Annotated in this window: 14 protein-coding genes; 4 read left to right on the forward strand and 10 right to left on the reverse strand. The window is 73.7% G+C overall.

The features are described 5' to 3' along the window. Positions 1 to 32: 32 nt before the first annotated feature. The 9 genes from ACH4SI_RS05170 to ACH4SI_RS05210 form a co-directional block, all read right to left on the reverse strand. Positions 33 to 686 carry a class I SAM-dependent methyltransferase gene (locus ACH4SI_RS05170; protein ID WP_398292758.1) on the reverse strand — a complete coding sequence of 218 codons (654 nt, stop codon included), beginning with the start codon at positions 684 to 686 and terminating at the stop codon, positions 33 to 35. Further along, a complete protein-coding gene (locus ACH4SI_RS05175) occupies positions 683 to 2,830 on the reverse strand; it encodes an aminotransferase class V-fold PLP-dependent enzyme (RefSeq protein WP_398292760.1) in 2,148 nt (715 codons plus the stop codon). Before ACH4SI_RS05175 ends, ACH4SI_RS05170 begins: the two co-directional genes overlap by 4 nt. Further along, complete coding sequence (locus ACH4SI_RS05180; RefSeq protein WP_398292762.1) at positions 2,812 to 3,996, reverse strand: phosphonoacetaldehyde reductase; 1,185 nt, start codon at positions 3,994 to 3,996, stop codon at positions 2,812 to 2,814. The genes ACH4SI_RS05175 and ACH4SI_RS05180 overlap by 19 nt, the downstream gene beginning before the upstream one ends. Continuing rightward, entirely contained in the window at positions 3,993 to 5,156 is a 1,164-nt protein-coding gene (locus ACH4SI_RS05185) for a thiamine pyrophosphate-dependent enzyme (protein ID WP_398292764.1), read from the reverse strand. Before ACH4SI_RS05185 ends, ACH4SI_RS05180 begins: the two co-directional genes overlap by 4 nt. Beyond that, entirely contained in the window at positions 5,153 to 6,052 is a 900-nt protein-coding gene (locus ACH4SI_RS05190) for an isocitrate lyase/phosphoenolpyruvate mutase family protein (RefSeq protein WP_398292766.1), read from the reverse strand. The genes ACH4SI_RS05185 and ACH4SI_RS05190 overlap by 4 nt, the downstream gene beginning before the upstream one ends. Positions 6,053 to 6,068: 16 nt before the next feature. Then, positions 6,069 to 7,259: a pyridoxal phosphate-dependent aminotransferase gene (locus ACH4SI_RS05195; RefSeq protein ID WP_398292768.1), complete on the reverse strand. Its 1,191-nt coding sequence runs from the start codon at positions 7,257 to 7,259 to the stop codon at positions 6,069 to 6,071. Next, positions 7,256 to 8,368, reverse strand: coding sequence for an Ldh family oxidoreductase (locus ACH4SI_RS05200; protein ID WP_398292770.1), 1,113 nt, complete (start codon positions 8,366 to 8,368; stop codon positions 7,256 to 7,258). Before ACH4SI_RS05200 ends, ACH4SI_RS05195 begins: the two co-directional genes overlap by 4 nt. A gap of 93 nt (positions 8,369 to 8,461) precedes the next feature. Further along, the gene (locus tag ACH4SI_RS05205) at positions 8,462 to 9,610 is read right to left on the reverse strand and encodes a glycerate kinase (protein WP_398292772.1); all 1,149 of its coding nucleotides are present in this window, start codon (positions 9,608 to 9,610) and stop codon (positions 8,462 to 8,464) included. Next, positions 9,607 to 10,500 (reverse strand): TauD/TfdA family dioxygenase, encoded by an 894-nt coding sequence (locus tag ACH4SI_RS05210; protein WP_398292775.1) that lies wholly within the window; start codon positions 10,498 to 10,500, stop codon positions 9,607 to 9,609. Before ACH4SI_RS05210 ends, ACH4SI_RS05205 begins: the two co-directional genes overlap by 4 nt. Positions 10,501 to 10,693: 193 nt before the next feature. Between ACH4SI_RS05210 and ACH4SI_RS05215 the strand changes: the two genes are divergently transcribed. From ACH4SI_RS05215 to ACH4SI_RS05230, 4 genes are all read left to right on the forward strand, one after another. Beyond that, positions 10,694 to 12,256: a sodium:solute symporter gene (locus ACH4SI_RS05215; protein ID WP_398292777.1), complete on the forward strand. Its 1,563-nt coding sequence runs from the start codon at positions 10,694 to 10,696 to the stop codon at positions 12,254 to 12,256. Beyond that, positions 12,253 to 12,843: an RNA polymerase sigma factor gene (locus ACH4SI_RS05220; protein WP_398292779.1), complete on the forward strand. Its 591-nt coding sequence runs from the start codon at positions 12,253 to 12,255 to the stop codon at positions 12,841 to 12,843. The genes ACH4SI_RS05215 and ACH4SI_RS05220 overlap by 4 nt, the downstream gene beginning before the upstream one ends. Further along, positions 12,840 to 13,145, forward strand: coding sequence for a hypothetical protein (locus ACH4SI_RS05225; RefSeq protein ID WP_398292781.1), 306 nt, complete (start codon positions 12,840 to 12,842; stop codon positions 13,143 to 13,145). Before ACH4SI_RS05220 ends, ACH4SI_RS05225 begins: the two co-directional genes overlap by 4 nt. A gap of 115 nt (positions 13,146 to 13,260) precedes the next feature. Next, positions 13,261 to 13,638: a DUF779 domain-containing protein gene (locus ACH4SI_RS05230; protein WP_398292783.1), complete on the forward strand. Its 378-nt coding sequence runs from the start codon at positions 13,261 to 13,263 to the stop codon at positions 13,636 to 13,638. Positions 13,639 to 13,716: 78 nt separating this feature from the next. Here the strand turns inward: ACH4SI_RS05230 and ACH4SI_RS05235 are convergent, their stop codons facing one another. Then, a complete protein-coding gene (locus tag ACH4SI_RS05235; RefSeq protein WP_398292785.1) occupies positions 13,717 to 15,894 on the reverse strand; it encodes a putative bifunctional diguanylate cyclase/phosphodiesterase in 2,178 nt (725 codons plus the stop codon). Positions 15,895 to 16,030 lie beyond the last annotated feature (136 nt).

A 16,030-nucleotide genomic window follows, 5' to 3' on the forward strand; every position in this document is an offset into this window, starting at 1 on the left:
TCGCTGTGCTGTGCGGTGGTCGTGTCCGGGCGTCATCGCGCGGCGGGACGGCAGGTGGCGTAGAGGAAGCCCGGGTGCACCTCGTCTATCCGGCACGTCCAGCCCAGGGCGGTCAGCCGCTCCTCCAGCTGTGCCGGGCTGCGGAAGACCTTGACGATGCGGAAGCTGCGCCCGTCCTTCAGGTTCCGGCGGACGGCGACCTCCGGCTCCTGGTCGTCCTTCTGCTCCAGGCGCCGTTCGTGGTCGGTGACGTCCACGAACTCCACGACGCCGTCCGGCCGGAGGGCCCGGCCCACGGCCGCCCAGAAGGCGTCGAACTTGTCGTCGGGCACATGGGCGAGCCAGTGGGCGAAGAACACCGCGTCCCAGCGGCGTTCGGGGGTCCAGTCGAACAGGTCCTGCTGCCGGAAGTCGACGTTCGGCAGCGCGTACCGCCGGGCCTCGGCGATCATCTCGGCGGAGCCGTCCAGCGCGGTGACGCGATCGGCGAGCCCGGAGAGATGACGCGTCCAGTAGCCGGTGCCGCTCGCCAGCTCCAGGACCTCACCCCGGATGTTCTTCGCCCGCAGTCGCTCCAGCACGGAGTCCAGCGCGGGGTCCATGTACGGCACGAAGGTCGCGTCGTATTCCGCGGCCCGGGCCCGGTAGTAGTCGAGCTGGCTGTCGATCAGGGAATTGCCGGTCATATGCGTTCCTCTTCCAGGGTCGTTGAGTTCCGGGGTCGGTGAGTGGGGCCGATCATGGCGACCAGGCGGTGCGATGAAAGGAGCATCTTTTCCTTGAATGTCTCGTTCAGCCGTCCGCACTCGATGGACTCGGCGCCCGAGGACCGCATCAGCTCGACGATCTCCCACCACAGTGCGTAGTACGGGCTGAACTTGAGGTCGGTGCGGCCTCGCACATAGCCCCCGGCCCACGCCTGGAGCCGCTTCTCCTCCAGGAAGCACACCGCCACCGCCAGCGGCTCGCCGCTGTTCTCCCGTATCTCCACCACCCGCACCGGCTCGTCGAGTTCGCGCAGGAAGGCGGCCAGCCGCAGCGGGTCGTAGTACTTCGGCGAGCCGGTGCGGGCCGCGCTGGCGGCGATGAGTTCGAGCAGCGGCACCAGCCCCTGGTAGCCGGCCCCGTGCACCCGGACCTGCCCCCGCTCCCGGTAACGGCGCAGCTGACGCTCGTAGTCGCGCCGCACCGATCTGCGCATGCCGGCCAGGTAGGTGGCCTCGTCGGGCGCGTCCGACCGGTGCAGCGTCCAGCGGGGCACCAGGTCCTGGCGCCGGAACCCGTTCCGCTCCAGCGTCCGCAGCATCGGGTTGTCGGCGCTGAGGTTGACGAACCCCCAGACCGGCGCCCCCAGTTCCGCGGCGCGGGCGGCGAACGCCGCGCTGAGCGTGGCGAGCGCTTCGTCGTCGTCGGCCAGCAGCCGGGAGTCCGGGGAGTGCCACATCGGCGAGAGCAGGGCCTGCTCGCCGTCGGCGAGTCCCAGCAGGCCCAGCGGATCGCCCTGAAGGTAGGTGGGGGCGGCGGCGACGAGTTGGCCGCCCCTGCGGACCTCCAGATACCGCGGCTCGCTGATGCGCTGCACGGGATGGTGCTCGTACGCCGTGAGGAACGCCCGGGTGTGGAAGAGCGGGGCGTCCAGCCGGGCGACCAGGCCGTCCCAGTCCGGGGCCAGGTCCTCGGCGGTGCCGACCGCGCGGACGACGGGTGCCGCGCCGGAGGCGGGGGCGGCGGGAGTGGCTCCCGCGCGGCGGGCGGCGGATGGCGGCGCGGCCGTGGCCAGCCCGATCGCCCGGGCGCACGCGTCGATGTCCGCGGCCGCGACGGGCCCCATGTGGCCGATGCGCAGCACCTCGCTCTTCCACGGGCCCCGCCCGGAGGACACCCACACGTCGTGCTCGGCGGCCAGGGTCCGGCGGATGTGTTTCGCGCTCCCCCCCGGCACCCGTACGGCGGTCACCGTCGGGGAACTGTGCGCCTCGTCGGGGACGATCGTCAGCCCCTGGTCGCGCAGCGCCTCCCGGCATCGCCGTGCGGTCCGCGCATGGCGCTCCCAGACGGCCTCGACGCCCTCCTTCTCGATGGCGGTGAGGGCCGCGTCCAGGGCGTAGAGCACGGACAGCGCGGGGGTGTAGGCCGTCGTCGCCTCCCGGGCGTGCTCGGCGGCGCGCGCGAGGCTCAGGTAGTACGAGCCCTCGCCCGGCTCCGCGGCCCGGTCCAGCGCCCGCTCGGAGACGGCGACGAGCGCCAGTCCCGGCGGGCAGGCGAGCGCCTTCTGCGTCACGCTCACGGCGACGTCGAGACCCAGGGCGTCGAAGCCGATCTCGGTGGCGGCGAGGCCGCTGACGGTGTCGACGAGGATCAGGCAGTCGCTGACCGACCTGATCGCCCGCGCCCATTCGGCGAGCGGTGCGACGACCCCGGTGGACGTCTCGTTGTGGGTGAGGAGGACGGCGTCGTAGCCGACCGCGAGGCGGTCGATGATCTGCCCGGTGGGCACGATCTCCCCCCAGGGAGCGGCCAGCACGTCGACCACCGCACCGTGGTGTGCCGCGATCTCCGCGAACCGCTCGCCGAAGTAGCCGAGTTGCACGGACAGCACCCGGTCCCCGGGACGTAGCACGGAGGCGGCGGCGGCCTCGAGCCCGCCCGTACCGGAGCAGGTCAGCGTCAGGACGGGCCCGGTGGTGCCGAACAGCGTGCCGAGCCGGGGCCCGAGGCCGCCGAAGAGGTCCCGGAACCCGGTGGAGCGGTGGCTGATCATCCGGCCGTTCATGGCCGCCAGCGTGGCCGCCGGCACCTCGACCGGACCGGTCACCCGGTAGTTGCGCATATCGCGTCCGCCTTTCCGCCGGTGTCGCCGCACAGGATCGCGTCCAGCCCCGTCCGCACCTGGTGGCGCTCCAGGCGTACGGGCGTGCCGGTCATCCGGTCCGAGGACATGCCCTCGGCCACGAGCAGGTCGAGCGGTGTCCCGCCCCGGGCCGCGTACGGCCCCGGGGCGCGCCGGTCGAGCAGGGACCGCAGGACTCCGGCCAGGTCCGTGTCCCGGGCGTCGGCCCCGAAGAGGGCGCGCAGCGCGTCGACCGCTTCCCGTACGGCCGCGGGGCCGCGCGGGTCGGTCACCCGCCCGGGCTCCGCGCCCTCCACCAGGGGGGCCAGCCAGGTGAGGTTGAGCGCGCAGGCCAGGCCGTGCGGGATGCCCAGATGGGCGGTGAGGGGATAGGACATGGCGTGGGCGGCCGTCGTCCGGGTGATGTCGATGGCCCGTCCCGCCAGCGTGGCGGCCCGGCTGAGGGCGTCCCGTTCCGCCCGGCCCGGCAGGTCGTCCGCGTTCCGCAGTACGGGGACGAGTGCGCGCAGGGCCTGCGCCGCCCACTGCCGGGACCCGGGCGTGGAGCGGACCGACCACAGCGATTCGACGGCGTGCGCGAGGGTGTCGAAGGCGCAGGTCCAGGTCAGATCCGCAGCACAGGTCTCGGTCAGCTCCGGGTCCACGACGGCGATGTCGGCGCGCGCCGCCGGGGTGTCGAGGGAGACCTTGCGGCTCCCCCGGTAGAGCGTCGCGAACTGCGTGACCTCGCTGCCGGTGCCGGCCGTGGTGGGGACGAGCAGCAGTTCGGGTCCGTCCGCCGGGGCCGGCCTGCGGCCGGCGATGACGTCGTCGGCCTCGGTGGCGTCGCCGGGCAGCGCCCGTGCGGCCTTGGCGACGTCGAGGGCCGAGCCGCCACCGATGCCCACCACCAGGTCGGCGCCCGCGGCATGGCGTGCCCGGGCCGCCTCGACGGCCTGGCCGACCGTGGGGTTGGGATGGAAGGCGGTGAACGTCCGGGCGTCCGGGGGCAGCCAGGCGGCGACCGGGGCCCGGTTCAGCGCCCCCCGGCTCGCGACGACCAGCACCCGGCGTCCCGTGCACAGGCCGGGCACCTCGGCGAAGCTGCCCCGGCCCGCCAGCAGGGTGGTGCCGGTCCGGCTCCGGCCCCCCGCCGTCCGGCTCATCGCGTCCCCCGGGCCGGGCCGCCCGTTCCCGGGCGGGCGTCCGTGTCCGCGGGGGCCGTTGCGGCCTTGCGGAAGCGGTCGGCGATCTCGACCGGGCCGGTGGACGCGGTGGCCCTCGGGTGCACCTCGTCCGGGGTGGGCACGACGGAGAGGGCGAGGAGCACGGGGCCGTCGGCGGTCAGGGCGGTGCGGATGCTCCCGACGAGATCCGTTGCGGAGTCGCAGGTGAGCACGGTGCGATAGCCGAGCCCTCGGCCGAGCGCCGCCCAGTCCATGCTGCCGGAGGTGGTGGGCTGGCAGCCGGTGGATTCGTAGCAGCCGTTGTCCAGGACGATGTGGGCGAGGTTGCGGGCGCCGCTCGCGCCGATGGTGGCCCCGGTCCCCAGGTGCATGAGGAAGGCACCGTCGCCGTCGAGCACGACCGCGCGCCGGTCCGGGTGCGCGGTGGCGATCCCGGCGCCGACGGCCGACGCGTGTCCCATCGAGCCCTGCATGTAGAAGGTGCTCTCCCGGTCCCGCTCGTGGTGGACCTGGCGCGAGACGTATCCGGTGGTGGTGACCAGCAGTTCGTCCGTCAGCTCCGCCATGAGGGCGGACACGACGCCCGGCCGGGTGAGCCGGTCGCCGGCGGCCGGCTCCGGGGCGCGGTACGCACCGGAGACCTTGCCGATGGCGCCCCGGGGCACCAGCAGGAAGAACGGGCGGCCCTGGGACCGTGCCTCGGCGGCCCGGCCGAGCGCGTCCTGAAGCGTGCCCGGCCGCAGCACGGCGTGCGGCACGTCCAAGGTCTCCAGCAGCCCGATACTGGACGCGCCCATGGACGCGTGCTGCGGCTCGTCGTCGGCCGGATCCGGCCAGCCCCGCATGGTCATGACGATGAGCAGGGGCACCCGGTAGGGCAGCAGGAGGGAGGTGAGCGGGTTGATCAGGTTGCCGAACCCGGAGTTCTGGCAGAGGACGGCCGACGTCCGGCCCGCCAGTTCCCAGCCCGCCGCCAGGGCGAGGGCGGCCCCCTCGGAGGCGGCGGGCGTCAGGTCCCCCGCCCTGTCGAACAGCGCCCACGGACCGGCGAGGTGACCGCACGGGACCCCCGCCACGCCGCGCACGCCGTGCGCGCGGAGGGCGTCGACGAACTCCTCGGCGGTGAGCTGCCCGCTCATCGGTCCATCTCCAGCCATGCGTCCATCCCGGAGATGGCGAAGATGTCCTTGACCGAGGCGATACGGGGTTCCACCGCGGCGGTCGACCCCTGCGCGAGGACGGTGGCCCAGGTGTCCCTGATGGCGGTGATCGCCGCCCGCATCCCCTGGTTGGCGTAGATGACCATGGCGATGCCCGCCTCTCGCGCCTCGTCGGCGGAGAAGTCGGCGTACGTGGTCGGGACCACCACGACCGGCGCCCGGTGCTCCCATTCCCGCATGAACGACATGACCTCGTGGGAGTCCACGGCCTTCGAGTGGACCAGGACGGCGTCGGCCCCGGCGTCGACATAGGCGTGGCAGCGGGTCAGCGCCTCCTGGAGGCCGAGCCCGCAGATGAACGCCTCGGTCCGGGCGATCAGGACCGTGTCCGTCGATACCTGGGCCCTCTTGGCGGCCTCCAGCTTGGTGGCGAACTCCTCCACGCCCAGGAGCTTCTGACCGGAGTTCACGAAGCTGTTCCGCTTGGGGAAGATCTTGTCCTCGATGCAGACGCCGGCGACGCCCGCCTCCTCGTAACGCATCATCGTGTACGCGGCGTTGAGGCTGCCGCCGAACCCCGTGTCGCAGTCGGCGACCACCGGCACCTCCACCGAACGGTGCATGGCGACGGCTCCGGCCAGGTACTCGGCCATGCCGAGCAGGCTGACGTCGGGCAGGCCGTGCGCGGCGGAGATCTCGAGACCGGACGCCCACACGGCGTCGAACCCGGATTCCTCCGCGAGCCGGGCCGACAGGCCGTCGTGTGCGCCGGCCGCTCTGATCAGACGGCCGCTCGCGAAGGCGTCTCTGAGCGCGGCCGCGCGCGGGGCGGGCAGGGTGGTCGTGGTGGATGGAGCGTACGGAGCGATGCTCATCGGGTTCCCCCTTCAGTCAGTCGGCAAGGTGATCCGCGGCCGCCGTCAGACAGGCGGTCAGCCGGCGGGCAGCGGTGAGCAGGACGTCATGACTTTCGGCGACGCACAGCCGCAGGTGACCGGGCATGCCGAACGTCGAGCCCGCGCGGAGGCCGACGCTTGCCCGGCGCCGCAGCGCCGCACACAGTTCCTGGTCGTTCCGGGCCCCCAGCAGCCCGCGCGCCAGGGCTTCCGAGGCGTCGAGGCAGAGGTAGATGCCCCCGGCGGGCGGGACCGGCCGCAGATACGGCACCGCCGTCATGGCCCGCACCGCCCGGGCGCGCTGCCCGGCCAGTTCTGCCACGCGCCGGGCGACGCCCACCCCCGTCGGGGCGTCGCCCGTGCACGTGTCCGTCTCCTGACGCAGCACGGCCGCCGCGGCGGTCTGCGCCGGTCCCGAGACGGGTCCGGTGGTGTGCTCGACGGTGTCCCGCACCGCCTCGGCCCGGTCCGGATCCGCCCACACCCAGCCGATGCGCAGGCCCGCCAGGGCGTGCACCTTGGAGACTCCGCCGACGACGATCTCGGTGGGCCCGGGCCGCAGATCCGTGTCGATCTCGTCGCCGTACGCCCAGTAGATGTCGTCGACGATCAGGCATACGCCGCGCTCGGCCGCCCAGGCGCGCAGCGCGCGCATGCGCTCCGGGCCGTAACAGGCGCCCGAGGGGTTGACCGGGCTGTTGACCAGGACGGCCGCGGTGCGGGGCGTACGGGCGGCCTCCAGGCGCGCCGGGTCGGCGAGCAGGGCGTGCCCGGGGTCGCCGGGCACGGTGACCGGCGAGCCGCCCGCCTGCCGCACGACGGCGGGGTAGTGGCTCCAGTGCGGGGCGGGCACGAGGACCTCGCGCCCCCGCGCCACCGCCGCGAGGGCGGCGAACAGGCCGTGCCGCGCCCCGGCGGTGATCGTGACGCCCTCGGGGTCCACCACCGCGCCGGTGCGGTGCGCGTAGTGGCCGGCCACGGCGGTACGCAGCTCCGGCAGGCCGGGCCCGGGGGGATACGCGGAAGCGCGCGGGGAGTTCATGGCCCGGGTGATCGCGTCCCGGACCGGGCCGGGCAGCGGCTCCACGATCTGGCCGGACGCCAGGTCTATCAGCGCCGGCGCCGGGCCGTCCGGCCGGTGGTGCGGGGAGAGGGCGAGCGGGGCGCCGCCGGGGCCGCTGTTCACGGGCGGCCGTCCCGCGCGCCGAGCGGCTTGATCCCGATGAGTTCCGCGATCTTCCCCAGGTCCCGGACGACGGGCGGCAGCAGCGGTATGCCGTGCGCCGACCGTTCCCGTGACGACCGGTGGCGGCGCTCCCCGGGCAGCCGCACCGGAACGTCCGCGTCGGCGGGCCGGGCGGCGCGGATCTCGTCCGTCATCGCCGTGACGGCCCGGGCGATGTGCCCGGCGTCGCCCAGCGCCGCGAGGTCCAGGCACAGCACGAACTGCCCGAGGTCGGCGCCCTGCGGGCCGTAGGTGTGCCGGCTCCAGCTGGCTCCGGTGAGGGGTCCGCAGAGCAGTTCGGCGAGGAGGCCGATGCCGGAGCCCTTGTGGCCGCCGTGCTCCTCGCCGAGCCCGCCGACGGGCAGCAGCGCGTAGCCCTCCCTGGCCTTGAGGCCGGCGACGACCCGGGGGATGTCGGTGGAGGTGGCGCCGTCCGGGCCCACGGCCCAGCCGGCGAGCATGGGGCGGCCCTCCCGTTCCAGCCGTTCCAGCTTGCCGCGCGGGACGATGCTGGTCGCCGCGTCGTAGACGAGCGGTTCGCCCGTGGTGGGCAGTGCGTAACTGACCGGGTCCGTCCCGAACATGGGCTCGGCGGCGCCGGTGGGCGCGACCTGGGGTGTGGCGTTGGTGGTCACCAGGGCGAAGGCGCCGGCCCGGGCGGCGCGTTCGGTGTACCAGCCGGCGATGCCGATGTGGTTCGAGCGGCGGACGGCGACGGCCGCGACTCCGTGTTCCCCGGCGCGTTCGACGGCGAGGTCGAGGGCGAAGCACAGGGCGGGCTGGCCCAGTCCGTTGTCCGCGTCGACGACGCTCACACCGCCGGTCTCCTGGACGACTCGGGGCCGGGCGGCGCCGTTGATCGTGCCGTTGCGCAGTCCTTCGACGTAGCGGCGGAGCCGGGCGACGCCATGGCTGTCGACTCCGGCGAGGTCGGCGGCGATCAGGACGTCGGCGGTGAGCATGGCGTCCGCCTTGTCGGCGCCGACCGAGACCAGCGCCTCGACGACGAATTCGGTCAGCGGTTTCCTGCCGACCACCAGAGCCCGGTCGGTGCCGTCACTTCGGTTCATGTCGCTCCAGGGAGGAGAGGTGTCACGGGTTGTCACAGCGCGGTGCGGTGCCGCGTCGGTGAGTGATCGCCTGGTGCTTCGCCCGGCGGCTCGTCAGGTCGGGCGGTCCGCCCAGGTCCGGCAGGCGGCCTCGGCGGCCCGCGCGAGCCCTTCCCGGAGCGCGTCCCCGGTCACCGGGTGCGCGGGCGGCGGGTCGGCGATCAGGTGGGTCGTGATCAGCGGGTCGGCCCCGGTCCCGGTGGCGCGGGCGGCGACCAGAGCGGTGGGCAGCCCCCGCTCCCGGCGCAGCCGGGCGACGGTGCCGGGCAGCTTGCCCTGCCAGGTCGCCGCGTCGACGGCGCCCTCGGCGGTCAGCGCCAGCGGTGCGGTACGGATGCTGTCGTGGGGATCGGTGATCTCCAGCAGCGTCTCCGCGCCGCTGCCCGCCGTCGTGTCCGCCACCGCCGACAGTCCGAAGCCGATGCCGCCGCCCGCCCCGTACCAGGGGTTGCGGAACCGTGTCCCGGCCCCCGGATCACCGGCGTCGGTGAGCAGCGCGGCCAGGTGCCGCAGGGCCCGGACCGCCACGGGACGGTTCGCTTCGGTGATGCCCTTCTGGGCGCCGAAGGAGTCCAGATTGCCCGACAGGGGCGTGCGCACGTCGGCCAGCAGACGCAACGTCACGCCGGACATCAGGCGGCGCGCGGGCGCCAGGTCCACACGCACCGCCTCGACCATGCCCGCCGGTCCGGGCGCCACGTCGCGGCCGTCGCGGTCCAGGAAGCGTGCGCCCAGCGCGGCGAGCGCGCCGCCGCCGCCGTCCACCACGGCCGTGCCACCGAGCGCGAGGAGAACGGTGGTGGCCCCGGCCGCCACGGCGGCGGCGATCGCCTGGCCCGCCCCGGTCGAGGCCGCCTCCAGCGGCCGCAGTTCGTGGGGCCGCAGCGCCCCCAGGCCGCAGACCCCGGCGGTCTCGACCGCGGCGGTCCGCCGGTCCAGGGCCAGCCACTGGGCCTTCCGGGTCCGGCCGAGCACATCGACGGCCTCGACCGGGTGGCGGCTGCCCCCGCACGCCGCGTACAGGGCGTCGAGGGTGCCGTCACCGCCGTCGGCGAGGGGCCGGAGCGCCACGTCCGCTCCGGGCCGGGCCCGGCGGACCCCCGCGGCCAGCGCCTCGGCCACCTCGGCGGCCGAGGCGTATCCCCGCATGCAGTTGGGGGCCACGACGACGTCCGGGGCGGACGGTATCCGTCCGGCCGTCATGACGCTGCGGTGGTGCGACGTATCCAGGTGCGCAGGAGGAGCCTGGTGTGGTCGGGCTCGTCCGTGAACTCGGTGCGGCCGTGCAGCAGCGAGAGGTTGTCGAACAGAGCGAGTTCGCCTTCCCGCAGCTTGCCGGTCAGGAGCGTGGTGCTGGAGGCGATCAGGGCGTCGAGCGCGTCGAGCGCGGTGCGCTGCGCACCGGTGAGCGCGGGCACGTGCGGATGGTCGTGGCCGTGCTCGATGTAGCTGCGCAGGTAGGTGATGGCCGGGCGATCCCGCTGGGTGAACAGCACGGGCTTGGCGGTCGTAGGGTCCTCGCCGGGCTGCTGGTCGCCGCGCCGGTCGAAGCGGAAGGGAGCGCGCAGCGTGTCCAGCACCTCCGGCTCCAGCGCCCGCACCACGTCCCGAACGTGGAGGCACTGGAGGGCGCCGCCTCGCAGGGACTGGCGTACGCAGAAGAGGGTGAACACGTCCGGGGCGGGCAGCGGTGCCTCCGCGCCGTCGGTGTGCAGGTCGCCGCCGAAGCGGGAGTCCGAGTACCGGGTGCGCCCCCGCTGGCTGATGCTCATCCCCCGGTCCCGTACCTCCCGGACGAGGGTGCCTTCGCGGTTCTGCGGGAGGGGCTCGCCGATCAGCCGGGTGGCGCGCAGCACGGCCCGCTCGGCGCGCTCCCGGTCGGCGGGGAGCCCCGTCAGGACCAGCACTCCGGCCCCGTCGTCGAGGTGTTCGCGCACCAACGGCGCCAGGTCGGCCCGTGCGGCCTCCCGGTCGGCGGCGCCTTCGTCGGCGCTGGTCAGGTAGTCCCTGAGAGGCCCTGCCGCCTCGACGCGCACGCCGTCGAAACCGTCCTCCGCCGTCACCCGGGTGAGCCGCTGCCCGCTGACTGTCACTGGCGCCCCCTGCTTCCTCCGCCCCTGCCGCTGGCCGGTTGCCCCACGGTCTGTGGAGAGGGTTGCTCAACGAGGCGAAGAGGTTGACAGGAGATTTCTCGGAACTTTCGCCGAAGTTTCCTGTCATCGAACCGGCGTCCTCGCGCAACTGGGTAGGGACGGCTCGTGGACATGGCCATCGAAACGGGGATGAATGACGGAAACTTCCATGTTTGTGGCCTTCGCTTCGGTCATCGGCGCCGCATCGCTGCTGGCCGCGCCGGCGGGGAGGTTCCACCGCAGCGACGACCTGCCCTCGCTCGGCGGCTGGGCACTGGCCGACCGGAGCCTGGGGCCCGGGTGGACATGGCTGCTGCTGGGCGGCACGATCTTCACCTCGTACGCCTTCACCGCGGTGCCGGGCCTGGTGTACGCCGAGGGCGGCTCGGGCTTCTTCGCCCTCGCCTACACCGTGATCGTCTGTCCGCTCGCCTTCGCCCTGCTGCCCCGGCTGTGGCGGGTGGCCCGCCGCCATGACTACGTGACGGCGGCCGACTTCGTCCGGGGCCGCTACGGTTCGCCGCGGCTGGCGCTGATGGTCGCCCTCACCGGGATCCTGGCGACCATGCCGTATCTGGCACTGCAACTGCTCGGCATCCAGGCCGTGCTGGCGGCCGGCGCACTCGGCCCGGGGGGCCTGTCCAGCGATCTTCTGGTGGTCGCCCTGTTCGCCGGGCTCGTCGTGGCGACCTGCCGCCATGGACTGCGCGCCCCCACCGTGATCTCGGCCTGGAAGGGGCTGGCCGTCCTGTGCTCCGTCGTCGCCCTGGTAGCGCTCGCCCTCACCCGGCTGGGCGGCGCCGGGCCGATCTTCGACTCGGCGGCGCACCACCTGGCGGCGCGGGCGTCCGGCGACGTGTCGCTGACGCTCGCCCCGCATCAGCGGGGGGCGTTCGCCACGCTGGCGCTGGGGTCGGCGCCGGCCCTGCTGATGTACCCGCACGTGCTCACCGCGGGTTTCGCCGCCGCGGACCCCAAGGCCCTGCGGCGGGCATCGGTCGCCCTGCCGGCCTGGACGGCGGTGCTCGGCCTGTTCGGAACGCTCGGCCTCGCGGCCCTCGCCGCCGGAGTCCGCACGCCCCCGGGCCGGGCCGAGGCGGCCGTCCCCTTGCTGGTGGGCCATCTGATGCCCACGGCGCTGACCGGCCTGGTCTTCGGGGCGTTCGCCGTGGGGGCACTCGTGCCGGCCGCGGTATTGTCGATAGGAGCGGCCACCTCGTTCGCCCGCGACATCTACGCCGAGTACTTCCAGCCGACCGCCACGCCCAAGCGCCAGGTGCGGATCGCCCGGGTGGCGACACCGACCGTCACGGCGGCCGCGGTCGCCGTCGCGTTCGGGCTGCGGGACCAGGGAGCCGTCAACCTGCAGCTGCTGGGCGGAGTCTGGATCCTGCAGATCTTCCCCGCCGTGGCCATCGGTCTCTACACCCGGCGGCTGCACCACCGGGCCCTGCTCGCGGGCTGGGGCGCGGGCATGGTGTCGGGCACGGCGATGGCCGTCACCCAGGGCTTCTCCGCCGTTGTGCCCCTCACGTTCGGCGGCCACGATCTGGAGGTCTACGCGGGGCTCGCAGCCGTCCTGCTCAACCTCGGGGTCGCGGTCGTGCTCACCGTGGTGTTCGACCGCGCGGGGACCCCCCGCGGCACGGACGCCACCGCGCTACCGCCCCGGCTGATCGCCAGGCACCACACCGAGAGAGGAACGAGCGGTTCATGAAACGGACTCGTCAGGACGGGCAACCCACCCTGTTGCCGGCCGTCGCGGGAGCCGTGCCCACCACGGACGGCGAACTGCCCTTGGCCGGCGACACCGAGGAGTTGGAGCGCGAGGCCGCGCTGTCCCGGCTGTTCGATCTCCACTACATGCCCATGCTCCGACTCGCCACCCTGCTCGGCGCCGACGATCCGGAGAACATCGTGGCCGAGGCGTATTACCAGATCTACCGCAAATGGCGTAAGTTACGCGATTCTTCGTGCGCGGAGTCCTATCTGCGCTCCGTCGTCTGCAATCTGAGCCGTATGCGCATCCGCCATCTCCAGGTCACCCGGAAGCACATCGAGCCGCCGGCCGATTCGGCGATCTCCGCGGAGGCCTCCGCGCTCCTCCGCGACGACCAGCGCATCCTCGTCGCGGCGCTGGGGAAGCTCCCGCGCCGGCAGCGCGAGGCGCTGGTGCTGCGCCACTGGCTCGGCCTGAAGGAGGGAGAGATAGCGGAGGCGATGGGAATATCGTCCGGCTCGGTGAAAACGCACATCTCCCGCGGTATTGCCGCCCTCACCCAGGTCATGGAGTCCCGACGATGAGCGATTCCCCTTCCCCGCCCTCCCCCGTCGGCGTGGAACAACAGCTCAGCGAAGCCCTGGGGGCGCTGGCTCAGGGGGTGTCCCCCACGCCCGGCGCCTATCGCGCGGCGCGCGGCGACTGGCGCCGCCGGGAACGGCGACGGCGACTGGTCCTCGCCGTGCTGATCACCGTGGTTTTCACCCTGGCCACGCTCATCGGTCTGTGGGTGCTCAACCACACACCGTCGAAGCCCGGAGTGATCTTCAACGACACGGACGCCACGGGACAGCACCAGCCCGCGCGCCACGCCGGGCCCCCGTGACCGGACATGGCGCGGCGGACTCCCGTGCAACCCTCTCGCAACGTACCGGGGAGTTGACTGGGCGGAGACACCGCCACGAACTTACTGGCACGAGACGGGAAGGCGGGTGCCTGTGATGACGGAGATCTCACGCATCGCCCTGACGGAGTCCGCCGCCGATCTGATCCGCCGACTGCGGGCGGAACACGGGCCGCTGATGTTCCATCAGTCGGGCGGCTGCTGCGACGGCAGCGCGCCCATGTGCTATCCGCTGGGCGAGTTCCGTACGGGCGCGTCCGATGTGCTGCTCGGCGAGCTGGAGGTGGCCGGGGTCGGGGAGCCGGTGGGCTTCTGGATGTCCGCGTCGCAGTTCGAGCGGTGGCGGCATACGCATCTGACGGTGGACGTGGTGCCGGGGCGCGGCAGCGGCTTCTCGCTGGAGGCGCCGGAGGGCGTCCGCTTCCTGATCCGCTCCCGGCTGCTGGAGGCGCCGGAGCGGGACGCGGCGGAGTAGCGCGTACCGGAGCAGGACGCGGCGGAGCAGGGGCGCGCGGCGTGGGCGGGCCGGGCGGCCGACCCGCCCGCCGGGCGCTCAGCTGGCGTCGGCCAGTGCCAGGGTGTGCAGCCGCTCCGGCGGGCCGGGGCGGGCGTAGTACCAGCCCTGCGCGGTGTCGCAGCCCAGCGTCCGCAGGTGCTCGGCCTGCACCGCCGTCTCGACTCCCTCCACCGTGACCGCCAGGTCGAGCGTGTGGGCCAGCGAGACGATGCCCTCCACGATCTTGACGTCGACGGGGTCGGCCGGGGCCCGCTGCATGCCACGGGTGAAGGAGCGGTCCAGCTTGAGGGTGCTGACCGGGAGGCGGCGCAGGTAGGAGAGGTTGGAGTAGCCGGTGCCAAAGTCGTCCAGGGCGATGTCCACGCCCAGGTCGGCGAGTTGCCGCAGCGGCCGCAGAGCGTCCTCGTCGGCGCCGATGAGGTCGTTCTCGGTGACCTCCAGGCACAGGGCGCTCGGGCACAGCCCGGCGTTCTTCAGGACCGCCACGGTGTCGGACACCAGGGTGGGATGGCTCAGCTGGCAGGGCGACAGATTGACGTTGACCCGCAGCCGCTCGGCGTCGCGCTCGGCGTCCTGCCAGGCGCGGGCCTGCCGGGCGGCCTGCTCCAGCACCCAGCGGCCGAGCGGCACGATGAGTCCGGTGTCCTCGGCGAGCGGAATGAACTGGTCGGGGCCGAGCACCCCGTGCACCGGGTGGAGCCAGCGCACCAGCGCCTCGGCGCCGCGTACGGTGCCGTCGGTGAGCCGCACCAGCGGCTGGTACTCGATGAAGAACTCGCCGTTCTCCAGGGCCGACGGCAGCCCATTGCTGAGGCTGTGACGGGCGATCACCCGGGCGCTCTCGTCGGCGTCGGCGAGTTCGTAGCGGTTTCCGCCCGCGGCCTTGGCCCGGTACATGGTGATGTCGGCACTGCGCAGCACCTCGGCCCGGGACAGCTCGCCGGCCCGCCCGTCGACGACGCCGATGCTGGCCCGTACCCGCAGTTCACGGCCCTCGACCTGGACGGGGTCGGCGAGCGCGGCGAGCATCCGGCGGGCCATCGACGTGCCGTCCGCCTGCGCGGCGGGCCCGGTGACCAGCGCCAGGAACTCGTCGCCGCCGACCCGGGCGATCAGCTCGTGCGGGGAGGTCACGCACCCCTGGAGCCGCTCGGCGACGGCCCGCAGCATCCGGTCCCCCGCCACGTGCCCGAGGCTGTCGTTGACGGCCTTGAAGCCGTCGAGGTCCAGGTAGCACACGCCGAAGCGCTGGGCGTCGGCCGCGGCGGCGAGCACCTGGTCGAGGTGTTCCAGGAACAGCGTGCGGTTGGGCAGCCCGGTCAGCTCGTCATGGGTGGCCTCGTAGCGCAGCCGCTCGCGCAGCAGTCGGTGCTCGGTGATGTCCTCGGCGAGCGCGAGTTGGTATTGGGGCGCGCCGCCGGAGTCGCGGAGCAGGGTGACGGTGAGATTGGTCCACAGCACGCTGCCGTCGTCGCGGTAGTGCGGCTTCTCGATGCGGAAGTGGTCGCGCTCTCCCATCACCAGCTCGCGGTACATCTCGTGGACGCCCGGGGCGTCGTCGGGGTGGACGAACTCGGTGACGTTGCGGCCGGGGCGGAAGAAGGAGGCACCGCCGAACATCCTGGCCATCGCCTCGTTGACCACGAGGACTTCGCCGTCGAGCCCGGCGATCCCCACACCGATCACCGCGCCCTCGAACACGGCCTGGAACTTGGCCTCGCTCGCGTGCAGCGCCTTCTCGGCCTCCATGCGCGCGGTCAGCGCGGCGCGGGAGACGGCCTTCCGCTCGTCGCGCTCACGCTCGCGCAGCTCCCGGACGAACCCGGCGGCGAGCGCGTGCTGCAGCCGGGCGCAGCGGGCCCGTACGTCCTCGTCGCTCATCGCCGGGTCCGGCGGGGAGTAGGGCGCCAGATACGCGTCGATGATGCCCAGGATCGCGGGCAGCGCCTCGGGCTCGTCGCACTGGGCGTTCACCAGGGCGGCGCCCACCTCGTAGGCGTCGGCGGTGTCGAAGGGCTCGGTGTGCAGGGCCTCGCTCAGCCGGTGGGCCAGCGGCAGCAGATAGCTCTCGAACGCGTCAAGGCTCATGGCGGTGGCCGCCATCGGGTGGACGGCCCGGCTCCAGATCGCCGCGAACCGCCGCAGCCTGTCGTGGTCCGCCTCGGCGTCCCCGGCGCCGTCCCGACGTCTCGGCCCGCCCGGCGTGGAGGTCATATCGCACGCCTCGCCGGGGGGACGCCGCCTCGGGCTGGTTCGTCCTCGCCCGTGGCGTCGATGTCCGCGCTTGTGGCGTAGATGCCCGCCGGCCGCCAGGTGGCTTCCAAGTCCCGCACTTCCTTCGCCCTCTTCC

The organism is Streptomyces sp. NPDC021212, from assembly GCF_044332925.1.
Lineage (GTDB): Bacteria > Actinomycetota > Actinomycetes > Streptomycetales > Streptomycetaceae > Streptomyces.

Coding starts and splice junctions, on each gene's coding strand:
- ACH4SI_RS05225 (WP_398292781.1), top strand. CDS start 12,840: ATGAGCGATTCCCCTTCCCCGCCCTCCCCCGTCGGCGTGGAACAACAG.
- ACH4SI_RS05230 (WP_398292783.1), top strand. CDS start 13,261: ATGACGGAGATCTCACGCATCGCCCTGACGGAGTCCGCCGCCGATCTG.
- ACH4SI_RS05215 (WP_398292777.1), top strand. CDS start 10,694: ATGACGGAAACTTCCATGTTTGTGGCCTTCGCTTCGGTCATCGGCGCC.
- ACH4SI_RS05185 (WP_398292764.1), bottom strand. CDS start 5,156: ATGAGCGGGCAGCTCACCGCCGAGGAGTTCGTCGACGCCCTCCGCGCG.
- ACH4SI_RS05205 (WP_398292772.1), bottom strand. CDS start 9,610: ATGACGGCCGGACGGATACCGTCCGCCCCGGACGTCGTCGTGGCCCCC.
- ACH4SI_RS05220 (WP_398292779.1), top strand. CDS start 12,253: ATGAAACGGACTCGTCAGGACGGGCAACCCACCCTGTTGCCGGCCGTC.
- ACH4SI_RS05190 (WP_398292766.1), bottom strand. CDS start 6,052: ATGAGCATCGCTCCGTACGCTCCATCCACCACGACCACCCTGCCCGCC.
- ACH4SI_RS05235 (WP_398292785.1), bottom strand. CDS start 15,894: ATGACCTCCACGCCGGGCGGGCCGAGACGTCGGGACGGCGCCGGGGAC.
- ACH4SI_RS05180 (WP_398292762.1), bottom strand. CDS start 3,996: ATGAGCCGGACGGCGGGGGGCCGGAGCCGGACCGGCACCACCCTGCTG.
- ACH4SI_RS05170 (WP_398292758.1), bottom strand. CDS start 686: ATGACCGGCAATTCCCTGATCGACAGCCAGCTCGACTACTACCGGGCC.
- ACH4SI_RS05200 (WP_398292770.1), bottom strand. CDS start 8,368: ATGAACCGAAGTGACGGCACCGACCGGGCTCTGGTGGTCGGCAGGAAA.
- ACH4SI_RS05175 (WP_398292760.1), bottom strand. CDS start 2,830: ATGCGCAACTACCGGGTGACCGGTCCGGTCGAGGTGCCGGCGGCCACG.